Annotated in this window: 13 protein-coding genes; 9 read left to right on the plus strand and 4 right to left on the minus strand. The window is 71.7% G+C overall.

What is annotated here, in order from left to right:
* Nucleotides 1-54 precede the first annotated feature (54 nt).
* Complete coding sequence (locus ACMGFG_RS18265; RefSeq protein WP_436931748.1) at nt 55-3,336, minus strand: methyl-accepting chemotaxis protein; 3,282 nt, start codon at nt 3,334-3,336, stop codon at nt 55-57.
* Nucleotides 3,337-3,547: 211 nt separating this feature from the next.
* Here ACMGFG_RS18265 and ACMGFG_RS18270 point away from each other — a divergent pair, with 211 nt between their 5' ends.
* The 6 genes from ACMGFG_RS18270 (at nt 3,548) to ACMGFG_RS18295 (ending at nt 10,715) form a co-directional block, all read left to right on the plus strand.
* Nucleotides 3,548-5,347 (plus strand): TraB/GumN family protein, encoded by a 1,800-nt coding sequence (locus tag ACMGFG_RS18270; RefSeq protein WP_436931749.1) that lies wholly within the window; start codon nt 3,548-3,550, stop codon nt 5,345-5,347.
* A gap of 74 nt (nt 5,348-5,421) precedes the next feature.
* A complete protein-coding gene (locus ACMGFG_RS18275; protein WP_436931842.1) occupies nt 5,422-6,033 on the plus strand; it encodes a zinc metalloprotease in 612 nt (203 codons plus the stop codon).
* Nucleotides 6,034-6,139: 106 nt separating this feature from the next.
* Nucleotides 6,140-6,547: a pyridoxamine 5'-phosphate oxidase family protein gene (locus ACMGFG_RS18280; RefSeq protein WP_436931750.1), complete on the plus strand. Its 408-nt coding sequence runs from the start codon at nt 6,140-6,142 to the stop codon at nt 6,545-6,547.
* Nucleotides 6,548-7,079: 532 nt separating this feature from the next.
* A complete protein-coding gene (locus ACMGFG_RS18285) occupies nt 7,080-7,979 on the plus strand; it encodes a Vms1/Ankzf1 family peptidyl-tRNA hydrolase (RefSeq protein ID WP_436931751.1) in 900 nt (299 codons plus the stop codon).
* 623 nt (nt 7,980-8,602) lie between these two features.
* Entirely contained in the window at nt 8,603-9,625 is a 1,023-nt protein-coding gene (locus ACMGFG_RS18290) for an N-acetyltransferase DgcN family protein (RefSeq protein WP_436931752.1), read from the plus strand.
* A gap of 4 nt (nt 9,626-9,629) precedes the next feature.
* Nucleotides 9,630-10,715, plus strand: coding sequence for a dipeptide epimerase (locus ACMGFG_RS18295; protein ID WP_436931753.1), 1,086 nt, complete (start codon nt 9,630-9,632; stop codon nt 10,713-10,715).
* A 1-nt stretch (nt 10,716) separates the two neighbouring features.
* Here the strand turns inward: ACMGFG_RS18295 and ACMGFG_RS18300 are convergent, their stop codons facing one another.
* From ACMGFG_RS18300 to ACMGFG_RS18310, 3 genes are all read right to left on the minus strand, one after another.
* Nucleotides 10,717-11,190: a DUF6789 family protein gene (locus ACMGFG_RS18300; RefSeq protein ID WP_436931754.1), complete on the minus strand. Its 474-nt coding sequence runs from the start codon at nt 11,188-11,190 to the stop codon at nt 10,717-10,719.
* A 149-nt stretch (nt 11,191-11,339) separates the two neighbouring features.
* On the minus strand, nt 11,340-12,947 hold the full coding sequence (locus ACMGFG_RS18305) for a glutamate-cysteine ligase family protein (protein ID WP_436931755.1): 1,608 nt from the start codon (nt 12,945-12,947) through the stop codon (nt 11,340-11,342).
* A 109-nt stretch (nt 12,948-13,056) separates the two neighbouring features.
* On the minus strand, nt 13,057-13,470 hold the full coding sequence (locus ACMGFG_RS18310; protein WP_436931756.1) for a cupin domain-containing protein: 414 nt from the start codon (nt 13,468-13,470) through the stop codon (nt 13,057-13,059).
* A gap of 115 nt (nt 13,471-13,585) precedes the next feature.
* On the opposite strand from ACMGFG_RS18310, the gene ACMGFG_RS18315 reads away from it, so the two are divergent.
* The 3 genes from ACMGFG_RS18315 to ACMGFG_RS18325 all read left to right on the plus strand — a co-directional run bounded on the left by ACMGFG_RS18315 (nt 13,586) and on the right by ACMGFG_RS18325 (nt 15,453).
* On the plus strand, nt 13,586-13,855 hold the full coding sequence (locus ACMGFG_RS18315; protein ID WP_436931757.1) for a glutaredoxin family protein: 270 nt from the start codon (nt 13,586-13,588) through the stop codon (nt 13,853-13,855).
* A complete protein-coding gene (locus tag ACMGFG_RS18320) occupies nt 13,856-14,371 on the plus strand; it encodes a redoxin domain-containing protein (RefSeq protein WP_436931758.1) in 516 nt (171 codons plus the stop codon). It abuts the gene before it with no gap.
* A gap of 92 nt (nt 14,372-14,463) precedes the next feature.
* On the plus strand, nt 14,464-15,453 hold the full coding sequence (locus tag ACMGFG_RS18325) for a ring-cleaving dioxygenase (RefSeq protein WP_436931759.1): 990 nt from the start codon (nt 14,464-14,466) through the stop codon (nt 15,451-15,453).
* The last annotated feature ends 125 nt before the right edge of the window (nt 15,454-15,578 follow it).

Here is a 15,578-nt window from a genome sequence, read left to right on the forward strand (position 1 = left end):
GGGCGACCGCGCCGGCGGACGGGTCGTCTCACCCCGGTCTCCGTGGTCGACCCCTCAGTCGTCGTCGGTCGCGCCCGCGGACCCGCCGGCGCCGTCGGGGGCGTCGAGCGCGGGGCCGGCGTCGAGCGCGTCGTCGAGGGTGCGCGAACCGCCCGCGTCGGCGCCCGTTCCGCCGGACGCGCCGCCCGTCCCGGCGGCCGCGTCGGCGCCGGACACCTCGAACTCGTCGACCAGCGACTGCAGGTCGGCGGCGAGGGCGGCCATCTCGTCGACGTTGCTCGCGACGCTGTTGACGGAGGCGGCCTGCTCCTCGGCCGCGGCGGAGACGTTGCTCGCCTCGGCGGCGGTCTCCTCGCTGACGGTGCTGACCTCGTCGACCATCGCGACGACCTCCTCGGTGGAGGCGGCCTGGTCGTCGGTGGCGTCGCTGATCTCCCGGACGCCCGCCTCGGCGTCCTCGACGGCGTCGGCGATGTCGTCGAACTGCCCGACGGCCGCCTCGATGGTGTCGACGCCGGACTCGACGCGCTCGCGCATCCGCTCGATGTCCGCGACGGTGTCGCCGGTCGTCGCCTGCACCTCGTCGATGCGCTCCTCGACCCGCTCGGTCGCCGTGCCGACCTCGTCGGCCAGCGCCTTGATCTCGTCGGCGACGACCGCGAAGCCCTCGCCCGCCTCGCCGGCGTTGGCCGCCTCGATGGAGGCGTTCAGCGCCAGCATGTTCGTCTGCTCGGCGATGTCGTTGATCATGGCGACGATCTCGCCGATCTCGTCCATCTCCTCGTCCAGCGCCGCGACCTGCTCGGCGGCCCGGTCGCTCTCGGCCTCGATCTCGGCGACCTCCGCGGAGGCGTCGGCGGCCTGCTCGCGGCCGGCCTCGGCCCGCTCGGCCGCCAGGCGGGCGGTCTCGGCCACGTCCGCCGACGAGGAGGCGATCTCCTCGACGGTCGCCGACAGCTCGTTCATCTCGCCGGTGGCCTCCTCCAGGTTCTCGGCCTGGCGGTCGGCCCCGTGGGAGATCTCCTGGACCGAGTCGGCCACGTCGCCGCTGGCGGACTCGATCTCGTCGGTGCTCTCGGCCACGTCCTCGCTCGCGGCCCTGACCGACTCGGCGATGGCTTGGACGCGGGCGACGCTCTCGTCGACGGCGTCGAGCCCCTCGTCGATGTTTGCGAGCACCTCGCCGTAGGCGCCGGGCTTGTTCGTGTCCAGGTCCTGGTGCAGCCGGCCGTCGCGGAGGTCGGCGCTGACCCGCTCTAGCTGGTCGAAGCTCTCCGACAGCTGGGCGAGCCCCGCGTCGAGCTCGGCCATCACGTCGCCGTAGTCGCCCGGCAGGTCGCTGTCGAGGTCCTGGTCGAGCTGGCCGGCGCGGACGTTCGCGCTCGCGCGGCTGATCTCGTCGAAGCTCGCCCCGAGCTGGTCCATCCCCTCGGCGAGGGCGGTCACGATCTCCCCGAACTTCCCGGGCAGGTCCGTCTCCACGTCGCCGTCGATGTCGCCGTCGCGCAGGCGCTGGCCGACCGCCTCGATCTGGTCGACCTGGCGGTCCATGTTGGCCTGCATCTCGTCGAAGGCGGCGACCATCTCGCCGATCTCGTCGTCGCGGTCGGCGGCGTCGCCGGCGGTGTCGCCGTCGCCGTCGAACCGACCGCGCGAGAGCGCGGCCGCCCGCTCCTTGACCCGGACGATCGGCCGGGAGATGTAGCGGGCGGCCCCGTAGCCGGCGCCGGTGACGACGACGGCCGCGAGGAGGAACAGGCCGATCATGAGGTTCCGGGCGTCGGTGCTGCGCTGCTGGAGCGTCGCGCCGAGCGCCGCGATCGGCTCGTTCACGTCCGAGGCCGGCACGCTCGCGACGAGCGTGAACTGGCGGTCGCCCAGGTCGATCGGCGCGAACTGTGCGTAGCGGGTCGCGTTCCCGTCCCCGGTGGTCTTGGTGTGGGTCGCCATCCCCGACTCCCCGGCGAGCATCCGTTCGGAGACGATCCCGGCGAGTTCCGCGCCGTACTCGCCGGCGGCGGCGTTCGTTCCGGCGGTCACGACCGAGCGGTTCGGGTGGCTCACGATCCGGCCCTCGTCGTCGATGACGTAGAGGTGGCCGCTGTCGCCGACAGTGACGGTGTTCGTCGTCGCGGTGACCAGCGAGTAGTTGAACTGCGCCGCGACGACCCCGCGGACCGTCCCGTTGTAGTAGACGGGCGCGGCGATCGGCAGCCGGTCGCCATCCTCGGTCGTCCGGACCTCGCCGTAGTAGGCCTCGCCCTCCGGCAGGGACTTCGCCTCCTGGAACCACGTCGCGTCGGCCCGCGAGCGCAACACGCCCAGCCGCGTGACGACCTCGTCGCCGCGGCGGTGGACCCGGATCTCCGTCTCGCCGTCGGCGCCGACGAAGGTGAGCGACTCGAAGGCCGGCGACTCGGTGCCGTCGACGGTCATCGTCTGGGTCTGCAGCCGCCGGGCGAACGAGGCCGCCGCCCGCTGTTTCGCGTTGGTCTTCGCCGTCTCCTGGAGCTCGTAGTGGTAGACGCTCGGCGCGAGGATCCAGTCGAACGGCTCGTAGTAGGTGTAGGAGATGAACTTCGTCTCGACGGGGTCGCCCCGCTGGGTGGTGTCCTCCCAGTCGTACTCGGCGACGCCCCAGCGGTCGCCCGACCGGATGGCCGGCGAGGACTGGATCCGGTCTTTGATGTCGTCGAACACCCGGAGCGTCCCGCCGGAGTCCTCCCTGAGGTTGTGGCCCTCGTCGAGGCTGTGGTGGACGACGACGTTCGACTCCAGGTCGGTGATGTAGGCGTAGCCGGTCTCGCCGATGTACCCCGGCTCGAAGGCGTCGTACATCGTCCCGTTCTCGGCGATCCCGTCGCCGGCGGTCCCGGCGATCCGCGCCTCGACCCGGCGTTCGACGGCCCGCCGTTCCGAGGCCGACAGCTCCCGCCACGAGCGCCCGTCGTACTCGGCCGCGAGGACCGACTGGCGGACGCTCTCGATGGCCGTGTGCATCTGGAGCGCGACGTAGCCGACCTGGTCCTCGCTCATCCGCTGGACCAGCCGCATCTCCCCCTCGCCGGCGGCGAGGTAGTTCTGCACCGGGGTCGAGGCGGCCGCCGACCGCACGTCGACGCCGCGCTTGTCGATCTCCGACTGGATACCGTCCTGTCGCGCCTCGACGGTCGTGTTCAGCTGGTTCGTGATCTCCGCGCGGAGGTACTCCCCGCTGCGCTCCTGGGCGTGCTGGTTCAGGTCGCCCATGCTGGTCGTCGCGACCGCCCCCACGGCCGTCAGCGGCACCAGCGATATCGCGAGAAAGAGCACCACCAGCTTGATCTTCAGGTTCATATCGGCGAGAGGCCGGACCCCTTATATAAGGATGTCCGGCAAATTTTACGAGGTGATAGCCATCCTCTGGACGGACATTACAGTCACGCTCGCTTACCATACCGAACGAACTGTTCGATAGGTGGGGCGATCGGGGAGGGCCACGGCTCGGCGCGAACCGCTCGCCCGCGTCCCGACAACGGTAAACCGGACGGCCGTGTAGCCGGGGTGAATGACCGAGCCCGCCGGCGACGACCCCGGAGTCGACGGGGAACTGTCGCGACCGCCCTCCCGCCCCCGCGGCGAGGGGGAGGTCCACGTCCTCGGTACCGCCCACGTCTCCGAGCAGAGCGTCGAGGAGGTCGAGTCGACCATCGCCGAGCGGCGGCCCGACGTGGTCGCCGTCGAACTCGACGAGGGGCGGTTCCGCCAGCTACGGGGCGAGACGCCCGACGACATCGACCCCGGCGACATGCTCCGGGGCAACACCGTCTTCCAGTTTCTCGCCTACTGGATGCTCTCCTACGTCCAGACCCGCCTGGGCAAGAAGCTCGGCGTCGACCCCGGCGCCGACATGCTGGCCGCCGTCGAGTCCGCCGAGGAGCACGGCCTCGGCGTCGCGCTGGTCGACCGGGACATCCAGCTGACCGTCCAGCGCTTCTGGGCGCGGCTCAGCCCCGTCCGGAAGCTCATGCTGCTCGGCAACCTCACGCTCGCCGTCGGCTCGCCCGTCGCCGTCGGCGCCGGCCTGGGCCTCTCCTTCGGCCTGTTCGCCGGCTTCGCCGTCGCGACGCTCGCCGCCGGGACGCTCGGGTTCGCCAGCGCCGACTTCGTCGCCGCGCTCGGCCCCGGTACGGTCGCGCTGGCCGGCGGCCTCGTCGGCGGCGCTATCGCCGGTGTCGTCCTCTGGAGCCTGGTCGAGCCGTGGCTCGCCGAGTGGCTCGAACCCCTGCCGGTCGCCAACACCACCTACACGAGGGTCGCGGCCGGCGTCGTCGCCGGCTCGGCGGCCGGCGTCGCGGTCGCCGCCGCCGGCGGTCTGTCCGTCGGCCCGCTCGCCGTGTCGGGCGAGCAGTTGACCGGGGTCGGCGGGTTCGTCCTCCAGACGGGGACCGGCGTCCTCGGCGGGGCGGCCGCCGGGGCGACGCTCGGCGCGGCGGCCGGCGCGGTCCTCGCGGCGTTCCTGCCCGAGGAGGAGGAGCTCGACGAGATCGACATCGACGAGCTAACCGACGCGGACGTGGTGACGGCGATGATGGAGGAGTTCCGCCGGTTCGCCCCGGGTGCGGCCGAGGCGCTCATCGACGAGCGCGACGCGTTCATCGCCCACCGGCTCGTCGCGCTGCGGGAGGCGGGCTACACCGTCGTCGCGGTCGTCGGCGCCGGCCACCGCGAGGGCATCGAGGGCTACCTCGCCGACCCGGAGAGCCTGCCGCCGATGGAGTCGCTGGTCGGCGAGACCTCCGGGTCGAGCCTCACCGGCTACCTCTACAAGGCGGTCGGCTACGCGATGACCGTCGGCTTCCTCGTCTTCTTCGCCCTGCTCGCGCTGGGCGGGGCGAGCAACGACTTCCTGCTGGAGCTGTTCGTCGCGTGGTTCCTCGTCAACGGGGTCCTGGCGGGCGGGCTGGCGAAACTCGCCGGCGCGACCTGGCCCAGCGCCCTCGTCGGCGGCGGCGTCGCCTGGCTGACCAGCGTCAACCCGCTGCTGGCGCCCGGCTGGTTCGCCGGCTACGTCGAGCTGCGCTACGTCGACGTGAACGTCTCGGACATCTCCCGGCTCAACGAGATCATGGACGACGAGACGGCGCCGGTGAGCGAGATCTTCGCCCGGATGCGCCGGGTGCCGCTGTTCCGGCTGATCCTCGTCGCCGGGCTGACCAACGTCGGGAGCATGGTCGCCAGCCTCGTCGTCTTCCCGCTGGTCCTGCCGTACCTCTCGGCCGACATCGGCGGCGTCAGCGCCATCGGCGGCCTGCTGCTGGAGGGGGCCCGCGACGGCTGGCGGATCGTCTGGGAGGTGGTCGCGTGAGCCGGCGCGGCGGCGCGGCCGGCCGGTCCGGTCGCGGCGGTCCCCGTTCCCCGGGCGGCCGCGGCTGGCGCGGCATCTCCTTCAGCCGGCGCGAGCTCCGGGACCTGGGGATCGCCTGGCTCGCGCTCGGCGTCGCGTTCATGCTGTTCATCGACCGGTCGCTCGTCGACGCGGTCGCCCGTGGCTCCGTCGCGCCGTCGACGCTCGCGCTCGCCCTGGCCGTCTCGCTGGCCACCGTCGGCGTCGCCTTCCTGCTGCACGAACTCGCCCACAAGGTCGTCGCCGTCCGGTTCGGTCAGATCGCCGCGTTCAAGGCCGACTACGGAATGCTCTTCCTGGCCGTGATGTCGGCGCTGGCGGGCTTCCTGTTCGCCGCGCCCGGCGCGGTCGTCCACCGCGGCCGGATCACGGCCCGCGAGAACGGCCTCATCGCGCTGGCCGGCCCGGTCACGAACGTCGGCCTCGCCGCCGTCTTCCTGCCGCTGTTCCTGTTCGGCCCCGGCCTCGTCGGGCTGGTCGGCCAGCGCGGCCTCAGCATCAACCTCCTGCTCGCCGGGTTCAACATGATCCCCTTCGGCCCGCTCGACGGCCGGAAGGTCCTCGGCTGGAGCAAGCCGGTGTACGTCGCCGTCGCCATCCCGACGGTCCTGCTCGCGCTGTACGCGCTCGTCGGCCTCGGGATCTGAACGGCCCGGGACCGCCGTCCCGGCCGCGGGGGCGGCCACCGGCCCGTCCCGCGGTCGACCGCCGCTGGCGGACAACCCACTTCCGCCCGGCGCCCGTAGCGTCGTCATGGCCCAGTCAGTCCCCGACGAGGTCGAGGACCTGCTGACCGGCGACCCGGTCGCGGCCCACCTCGCGACCTGCAGCGACGGGCGCCCTCACGCGGCGCCGGTGTGGTTCCGCTACGAACCGGCCGACGGCGACGACCGTCCCGTGATCGAGGTGATGACCACCGGCCGGAAGCTCGCCAACGTCCGCGAGAACCCGCGGGTCGCTCTCTCGATCCAGAAGAGCGAGGCGGGCCACCCCGAGTGGACGGTCACCGTCCGCGGCACCGCGACGGTCGTCGCGGACGACGAGCAGAACCGCGAGGCAAACCGGCGGATCAACCGCCGCTACGGCGCCGACCCGGACGACTGGTCGGACAACACCCTCGTCCGGATCGCCGTCGGGTCGGCCTCCCACACGACGTACTGACGCCGCAGTCACCGCTCCGCCGCGAACACGGACGATTTCGACACCCCGAGTAGCCGTCCGGAATCCGTCGCTCTTCGGAGGTGGTGCAGGCCGCGGTGGCGATGCGGTCGAGAGAGTGGTGCGGTGCGGTCGGCGTGCGCTGGAGCGCGCTTTCATGCGCGCGACCGTAGCCGCGCGAGGGATGAGCGAACGAGCGCAGCGAGAGAGCGAATCGGCTGGGGAGGCTCGTGGCTGTCTGCGGTTGCTGTGCGGATGCAGTGCAGTCCTGGCGGACTGAAAGGGCGAGGCGCGCTCGCGTTTATTGTAGTCGTCTGAGCGGGCACTATCCGCGCGGGCGGTGCGGAGAGCGCGGATATCCCGCTCAGCGACCGCGAGCGCGCCGAGGGCTTTCATTGCTTGCCGTTTCCAGCGGTAGAGACGACTACTAGCGAGCGCGCCGCGGGCGTTCACCGCCTGCTGTCCCCGACGGTAGAGACGACTGCTAGCGAGCGGACCCTGTAGTTTTAACCGGCCGCGGCGTCCCCATCCGGTGATGCTGGACCGGGTGCTCGGCCGCGCCGAACTCAAAGAGCGCATCGCGGAACTCGAAGAGGAGCTCGACAGCCGCGAGCAGCAGCTGGAGGCCGAGCAGCGGCGGCGGGCCGACGCGGTCAGCGACCGCCAGGAGGCCGAGGAGCGGGTCAATCGCCTCGAAGACCGCATCGCCGAACTCGAAGGCGAGGTCGAGCGCCTGCGCGACGGCCAGGCCGGTGCCGACCGGGCGTTCGCCGCCGAGGAGACGCTGCGCGACGGGCGGCTCCGGGCGGTCCTCGACCGGCTGGAGTCCGTCGAGACCGACCCCGAGGGCGCGTTCACCGCGTACGTCCCCGACGGGCACGACCTCCCGGAGCCCGTGCGGGAGGCGTTCGGCGACCGCGCGGCGCTGGTGGGCCGCGCTGCTCCCTGCCTCGCCGTCACCGACGACGCCGCCCTGATCGACGCCTGCCTCTCCGTGCCGAACCCGCCCGAACCGTTCACCGAGTGGGGCGACGCCTTCGCCGTTGACCGGTCGTGGTTCGAGCCGACGGAGTCGTTCACGTTCGCCCTCGTGCGCTCCGATCTGTTCGCCATGGGCGAGTACGACGGCGACGAGCGGGTCGCCTTCCAGGGGTTCGACTCGGAGCTGAAGAGCAAACACTCCAAGGGCGGCTACTCGCAGGCGCGCTTCGAGCGGCTGCGCGACGAGCAGATCGAGAACCACCTCGACCGCTGTCGGGTGGCACTGGAGGACGCCGACACCGACCGGCTGTACGTCGTCGGCGAGCGGACGGTGCTCGACGAGTTCGAGGAGATGGCCGACGGAGTTTCGTCGGTGAGCGCCTCCGGCGACCCCGAGCCCGCCCTGGAGGCGGCGTTTCGCGAGTTTTGGCAGGTACAGTTGCGAGCGTTGTAGTTCGAGTCACTGAGAGCGCGAATCGGACGACAGCAACCGCAAACAGCGCGACAGCCCTCGTCGCAACAGCAGCCGCCAGCACCGCCGACCTGATCGTAGTGCAAAACAGCGTGAAAGCCCCGACCCGTTCGACTCCCGGGCCTCGCTGCGCTCCTCGGCCTTCGGCCTGCGGTGTCTGAGGGCTACGGCCTCAGATTAGCGGGACCGGAGGTCCCGCGTCACTTACGTCGGCCGGGTTCGTCGAACGGGTCGCCCCTTTCAGTCCCACCCGCTCAGACTGGCCGGTCAGCCGACAGGGGGTGGGAATGAAAGGGGCCGGCGGCTCCGGGAAGACGGGCGACGTAAGCACTGGAACGAGCGCAGCGAGTGAAGCGCGTGGTTCGAGAGAGCTTTGCTCTCTCGTCACTGAGCGAATCGAAGATTCGCGAGGTCTGCGAGAGCTGTGCTCTCGCCCGATCTCGAAAATCTCCGATTTTCGGTGACAGCGAGCCCCTCGACCGGAGCCGCCGGGGCTTTCACGCTGTTTGCGGTCACGATCACAACTGCGGTCGCGGTGCTGAGAGCAGGGGCCGAGAGACCCCATCCACCGTGCGATTAAACCGGGCGAAACCGAACACCGATCCATGCGCGTCGCGATCCTGGCCCACGAGCAGTTCCCCGAGCGGGCGAAGACGGCCGTCGGGATCCTGCGGTACGGCGACGACGAGGTGGTCGCGGTGCTCGACCGGACCCGCGCCGGCGAGCGCGTCCGCGACCACGTCCCGGACGTGCAGGACGCCCCGATCGTCGAGGGCATCGACGCGGTCGAGGAGCCCATCGACGCGCTCGTGGTCGGGATCGCGCCCATCGGCGGCGGGTTCGACGAGACCTGGCGGCCGGACGTGCGCGGGGCGCTCGAACGCGGCGCCGACGTGGTCGCCGGCCTCCACTACTTCCTGGCCGACGACGAGGAGTTCGCCCGCCTCGCCGACGAACACGGCGCCGAACTCCGGGACCTGCGCCGGCCACCCGACGACCTGACCGTCAGCGACGGCACGGCGAGCGAGGTCGACGCCGACGTGATACTGACCGTCGGCACCGACTGCTCGTCGGGGAAGATGACGACCACATTCGAACTGGCCGAAGCAGCCCGCGAGCGCGGCGTCGACGCCGGTGTCGTCCCAACCGGCCAGACCGGGATCGCCGTCGAAAACTACGGGATCGCGGTGGACCGGGTCGTCTCAGACTTCGCCGCCGGCGCGGTCGAGCGGATGGTCGAAGAGCGCGCCGCCGAGTTCGACGTGCTGTTCGTCGAGGGCCAGGGCGCAATCGCCCACCCGGCCTACTCCGGCGTGACCACGAGTATCCTCCACGGAGCGATGCCCGATCGACTCGTCCTCTGTCACGTCGCCGGCCGCGACGCGGTCCACGGCTACGAGCACGTCCCGATTCCGCCACCGGGCGAGTACGCCGCGCTCTACGAGTCGCTGGCCGAGCCCGTCGCGCCCGCCGAGGTGGTCGCCGGTGCGCTCAACACCCAGCGCCTCGACGACGACGCGGCCGGCGCGGCCGTCGAGGACTACGCCGACGCCATCGACGCGCCCGCGACCGACCCCGTCCGCTTCGACGCGGGCGAAATTCTGCCGGCGGTGCTCGGGGAGGACTGATCCGATGCCGCCGAACGGGACCGGTGACGACACCGCCGACGACACCGACCCCGACCTCGCGACGGAGTTCGAACGCCTCTCGCTCCCGCTCGCCGACCCGTTCACCATCGCTCGCGGCACGACCGAGACGGCCGAGAACGTCCTCGTCCGGGTCTCCGACGGCACACACGAGGGCGTCGGCGCCGCCGCGCCGTCGACCTACTACGGCGAGACGCCCGCGACCGTCGAGGCCGTCCTGCCGACCCTCCTCGGAGTGGTCGAAGACGTGGGCGACCCCCACGCCCGCCAGCGGATCGACCGGGGGCTACGCGAGCGAGTCGGGCGCAACCCCGCCGCCCGCGCCGCGGTCGACACCGCCCTCGCCGACCTGGCCGCCAAGCGCCTCGGCGTCCCCCTCTACCGCCAGTGGGGACTGGACCCCGCGGCAGCGCCCGTCTCCTCGTTCTCCATCGGCATGGCCGAGCCAGACGAAACCCGCCGGCGAGCCGAACGCGCGGTCGCCGAGGGCTACTCCGTGCTCAAGGTGAAACTGGGGGCCGACCGCACGGCCGAGCGCCTGGCGGCCGTCCGCGAGGGCGCGCCCGACGCGACGGTCCGCGTCGACGCCAACGCGGCCTGGACGCCCGCCGAGGCGGTCTCCAAATCCGATATCCTCGCCGACCACGGCGTCGAGTTCGTCGAACAGCCCGTTCCAGCGGACGACGTGGCGGGGCTCCGTCGCGTCCGCGACCAGGGTGCCGTTCCCGTCGCGGCCGACGAGTCCGTCGAGACCGCGGCGGACGCCGCCCGGGTCGCCGACGCCGTCGACATCGTCGTCGCGAAGCTCCAGAAGTGCGGCAGTCTCCGGGAGACGCGCCGGGTGGCCGAAGTCGCTCACGCCCACGGCTGCGAGGCGATGATCGGGTGCATGGTCGCCTCGAACGCGACCATCGCGGCCAGCGCCCACCTCGCGCCGCTGTTCGACTACGCCGACCTGGACGGCTCGCTGTTGCTCGATTCGGATCCTTTCCGGGGAGTTCCGATGCCCGGCGGCGCGATCGACCTCGCGGCGATCGGGCGGTCGGGAACCGGTGCCGTCGAACGATCCTGATCTACAGCCGGTCGACCGTCGCGGCGTAGACGCCGCCGAGCACCAGCCCGTAGACGGCGTGCCACAGCAGCGACGGGACGGCGAAGTTCGGGAACGGCGGCGACGCCGGCGACCCGACCGCGTCGAGCCACAGCGGCATCACGAGCGCCGCGAGGACCGCCCACGTCAGGACGCCCCAGGCGACGCCGGCTCCGACCTGCGCGCCGGGCGAATCGAGGTCGAGCGCGCCGACGATGGCCGCGAAGACCACGCCCAGCACGGCGCCGTGGGAGGCGTGGACGAACAGCCCCGCGGCGCCGCTGGGCGGCGGCGCAAGCGCGTACAGCGACGGGATCGCCACCGTGATCGTCGGCTCGTTCATCGCGACGACCAGCGCGCCCATCGCGAGCGCGCCGAGTATCCCCCCGACGACGCCCGCCTGCCAGGAGTCGTTCGCGTGCGCTTCCTCCGTCGCGGCCTCGGTCGCTGTCGACATGGTCGAGCGGACTCCCGGCGGGCGAAAGAAACCGACTCGTCCGTGTGTCCGTGCCGTCACGACGCACGCCGGCGGTACGGTTATGTAGGGCAACGATCCCGCGGGGGACTCGCAACGGACCCGCAGCGTTTCGGCGTCGCGGCGCCGACTCAGATCCACTCCGCGAAGTGCTCGCGCTCGCGGCTCAGCTCGACGTACTCGCCCTGCATCCGTGCGAGCGACTCCTCGAGGTCCGCGCCGTCGGCCAGGTGCTCGCGGACGCGGGCTTTCTTCCAGACGCTGGGCGTGACGCCGGCCTCCCGGCGGGCTTCGATGGGGTCGAGATAGCGGTCCCGCGTCGCCTCGCCGATCCCCTGCTCGGCCAGCCCGCGCCGGGCGAACTCGAAGACCTCGGCGAAGATCTCGTCGGAGTCGTCGGTCCGCTCGCCGTCGGCGGTCACCCACGCCAGGTCGGCGTCGGGACCGTCCTCGACCGCGGCGTAGAAACTCCGCTCGGCGTCGTCCCACGGGAGGTCGGCGAGCGGGTGGTCGGCGGCGGCGAGCCCGCGGAGCAGGCCCGCGGTGAGGACCTGCAGGCCGACGATGTCGCGGACGGTCGGCTGGGTGGCCAGCGGCCGGTACTCGATGCGCAGCGAGCGCCGGTCGCAGGCGCCGTCGACGGGGGTGCCGCCGGCCACGCCGCGCACCCACCGCCAGAAGGTGCCCCGCTTGTAGTCGAACTCCCAGGCCGCGCTCGTCGGGTCGCCGCCCTTCTGGCCCTCCTCTTCCACGTCGTCCTCGTCCTCGATCCACTCTCGCAGGAACGGAGCGAACGTCTCGTCGGCGACGACCTGCGCCAGCGCGTCCGCGGGCTCGTCGAGGTCCTCGGGGACGCGGACCTTCCGACAGCCCTGGTTCATCGACCGCTCGAAGGCGGCGACCCGGAGTTCGTGGTGAGTTTCCTCGACCAGCGCCTCGGGGTCGTCGGCGTCGTAGCAGTCGCCGGGCAGGAACGGGGAGTTGGCCGACAGCGCCACGAGCGGGCCGAGCGTGCGCGTCGCGAGGTTGTGATAACGCGGGAACTCGGCCGGGTCTGGCACCTGGACGTGGGGCTGGATCGAGGTCGCCAGCGACTCGAAGAGGATGGTGCGAAAGCCCAGCTCGGCGCCGGGGACCGAGAAGTCGATCTCGCCGCCGGCCCGCCGGACGGCGACGTTGTCCAGCGCGCCGTAGCGTGGGTCCTTCCGCATGTTCCGCGCGACGAGCACGGGGTCGTCGGGGTCACCGCCGGGGACGACGACCGGCCGTTCCTCGGTGCTGGTCGGGCCGCCCTCGACCGCCACGTCGTCGAGGTAGGCGTGGGTCCCGCCGGCGGGCGCGACGGCCGGCATCGCGTCGAGGACGATCTCCAGCCCGTGCTCGCGCGCTCGCTCGCGGGTGGCGGCCAGGTCGCCCTCGATTTCGGCGGCCTGGGCGGCGACGCCGCCGTCGTCGAAGCGGCTCGGCGCGGCGTTGAGTTCGGCGTTGTGCAGCCCGAGTTCCTTGTCGGCCGGTCCCTCGTAGACGCCGTCCGGGATGGGTGCGAGCGTCCGGTCCTCGCTCTTCCCGTCGCCGGCGAGCGCGTACACTTCCAGTTCCAGCCCCAGCGTGGCGGCCGCGTTGTCGAAGGCGCCGTCGGCGAGGGCGTCGACCAGCCGGTCGGCCTGGGCGCGGACTCGCTCGTCGAACTCGTCGGTCCCGGCGAGCGAGCGCCTGACGAGCGACTCGTGGTCGGTCATTGCCCGAGAGTGGTCGACCGCGGTCAAAAAAGGCTCGGGCGCCGCGCCGTCGGTGGCGCCTCACCGTCGCTCCGCCCTCCCGGCCGCCGCGCCGAGCGCCCACCCGCGCTCACTCCTCGTCGACGAGTTCGATCGCGTCGTCGCCGGTCGGGACCGCACAGAGGAAGGCGCCCTCCAGGTCGCGCTCGTTGCGGTACCAGTGGACCGCACCGGCGGGGATGTGCAGCGCGTCGCCGCCCTGTACGGTGTACTCCTCGCCGTCGATGCCCACAATGTACTCCCCCGCGAGGACGTACTGTTCGTGTTCGATCTCGTTGGTGTGTTTCGGCACCTCGGCGCCGGGCGCGAGCGTGAACCGCCGGATCGCGAGGTTCTCCGCGCCGTGGTCCTCGCCGATCAGGACCGCCTTCGAGAGCCCCTCGGCCGCGTCGACTTCCTCGTACTCGATGTCCGCGGCGCGGCGGACCACCGGCGTCGCCGGGTCCGCGGTCGTTTCGTCGTCGGTCGCTTCGCTCTCGCTCATGGCCGCGGCTACGCGCCCGGGGACAATGACTGTGGTCCCCGAAGTCGAGCGGGGCGCCGTTCGCGACTGCCGTGGGCGACACGCTTACCCGGCTGTTGGCCCTACCTCCGGCGAGATGAGCGACCCAGCCATCACGCTCTACCGGCTGCAGGCCTGCCCGTTCTGCGAGCGGGTCGTCCGCAAGCTGGAGGCGTACGACCTCGACTACCGCTCGCGGTTCGTCGAGCCGATGCACAGCGACCGCGACGCGGTCCAGCGACTCACCGGCAAGCGCTCCGTCCCGGCCATCGTCGACGAATCGACCGGCGTCACGATGTCCGAGAGCGGCAACATCGTCGAGTACCTCGACGCCACGTACGGCGAGCGCGCGAAGGGAGGTGCCTGAATGGACCTGCCCTTCGATGTCGTCGACCTCTCCGAGACGGACCACCCCGAGGAAGGCGACCGCGTCCCGGACTTCGAGCGCCCGCTGGTCGGGCCCGAGTACTGGGAGGACGTGGCCCTCTCGACGCTGACCGACGAGGGCCCCGTCGTCCTCGTCTTCCACCCGATGGACGGCGCCTTCCCCGCGACCTACATCTGGAACGAGGTCCGCGAGCGCGGGTGGCTCGACCGCGACGACGCCCAGGTCGTCGGGCTGTCCATCTCCTCGCCGTACGAGCACGCAGACCTGCTTGACGAGCGCGGTGTCGACGCCCGACTCTACTCCGACCCGGGCAACGGGGTCGCCGAACAGTTCGACATCGTCAACGACCTCGACGGCATGGCCGGGGTCGAGGAGCCGCGGCCGGCCGTCTTCGTCCTCGACAGCGAGCGGGTCGTCCAGTACGCCTGGGTGGCCTCCGAGTGGCCGGCGTTCCCCGACTACGACGAGGTCGAGGCCGCGATAGACGAGCTGTAGCCGGAGATCGACCGTCGCGTCGTGACACCCGGGCGACCCGGTGACATCGATGTCAGCGCCTATTGAAGTATCGCGAGCGCGTATCGGGAGCAATGGCAGATCCGAACCCGACACCGGGCATCCACCACGTCACCTGTATCGCCGGCGACCCCCAGGGGAACATGGACTTCTGGGTCGAGACGCTGGGCCTGCGGCTGGTCAAGCGCTCGATCAACCAGGACGACCCCAGCACCTACCACTTCTTCTTCGCCGACGCGGAGGGGACGCCCGGGACGAGCATGACCTTCTTCCCCTGGGAGGGGATGACCCGGGGGAAGGTCGGCTCCGGCCAGGTCTCCCGGACCGCGTTCCGCGTGCCCGAGGGGAGTCTCGACTACTGGGAGGACCGCTTCGACGACTACGGCGTCGACTACGACGACCGCGTCGAGCGGTTCGGCGAGACGGTCCTCCCCTTCGAGGACCCCGACGGCCTCCCCGTCGAACTCGTCGAAGTCGAGATCCCCGAAGACGACCCGACGGTCCCGTGGACGGAGTTCGTCCCCGAGGAGGCGGCGATCCGCGGGTTCCACTCTGTGACGCTGTGGCTCGCCGACCCCCAGCCCACCGAGGAGTTGCTGGAGACGATGGGCATGGAACGGGTCGGCACCGAGGAAGCGGAGGGCGACACGCCCGGCGACGAGCGCACCCGCTTCGAGGCGACCGGCACCGTGGGGCAGTACGTCGACGTGCTCCCGACGATCCAGGGCGGCCGGCAGGGCCACGGCACGGTCCACCACGTCGCCTTCCAGACGCCCACCGACGAGGACCAGGAGGGGATGCGCAAGGCCGTCCGCTCGCGCGGGCTCAGCCCCACCCAGCAGATCGACCGCCACTGGTTCCGCTCGGTGTACTTCCGCGAGCACGGCGGCGTCCTCTTCGAACTCGCCACCAGGGACCCGGGCTACACCAGCGACGAACCGCTCGACGACCTGGGCGGCCGGCTCGTCCTCCCCGGGAAGTTCGAGGACCGCCGCGAGGAGATCGAGGCCAACCTCACCGACGTGACCGTCCCGAGAGCGGAACAGGCGGAAGCCGACGACTGAGGCCGCTCGGCCGACGCGCGTATCGAACCGTGAAACTGCCACCGTGGCGCGCGCTGTCGAGCGTGCCCGCCTCCTGGCGGGCCGCTCGAAAATAGTCGCGCGAGGGATGAGCATCGCAGGCCGCA

This window comes from Halosimplex halobium (assembly GCF_051414055.1).
In the GTDB taxonomy this organism is placed as follows: Archaea; Halobacteriota; Halobacteria; order Halobacteriales; family Haloarculaceae; genus Halosimplex; species Halosimplex halobium.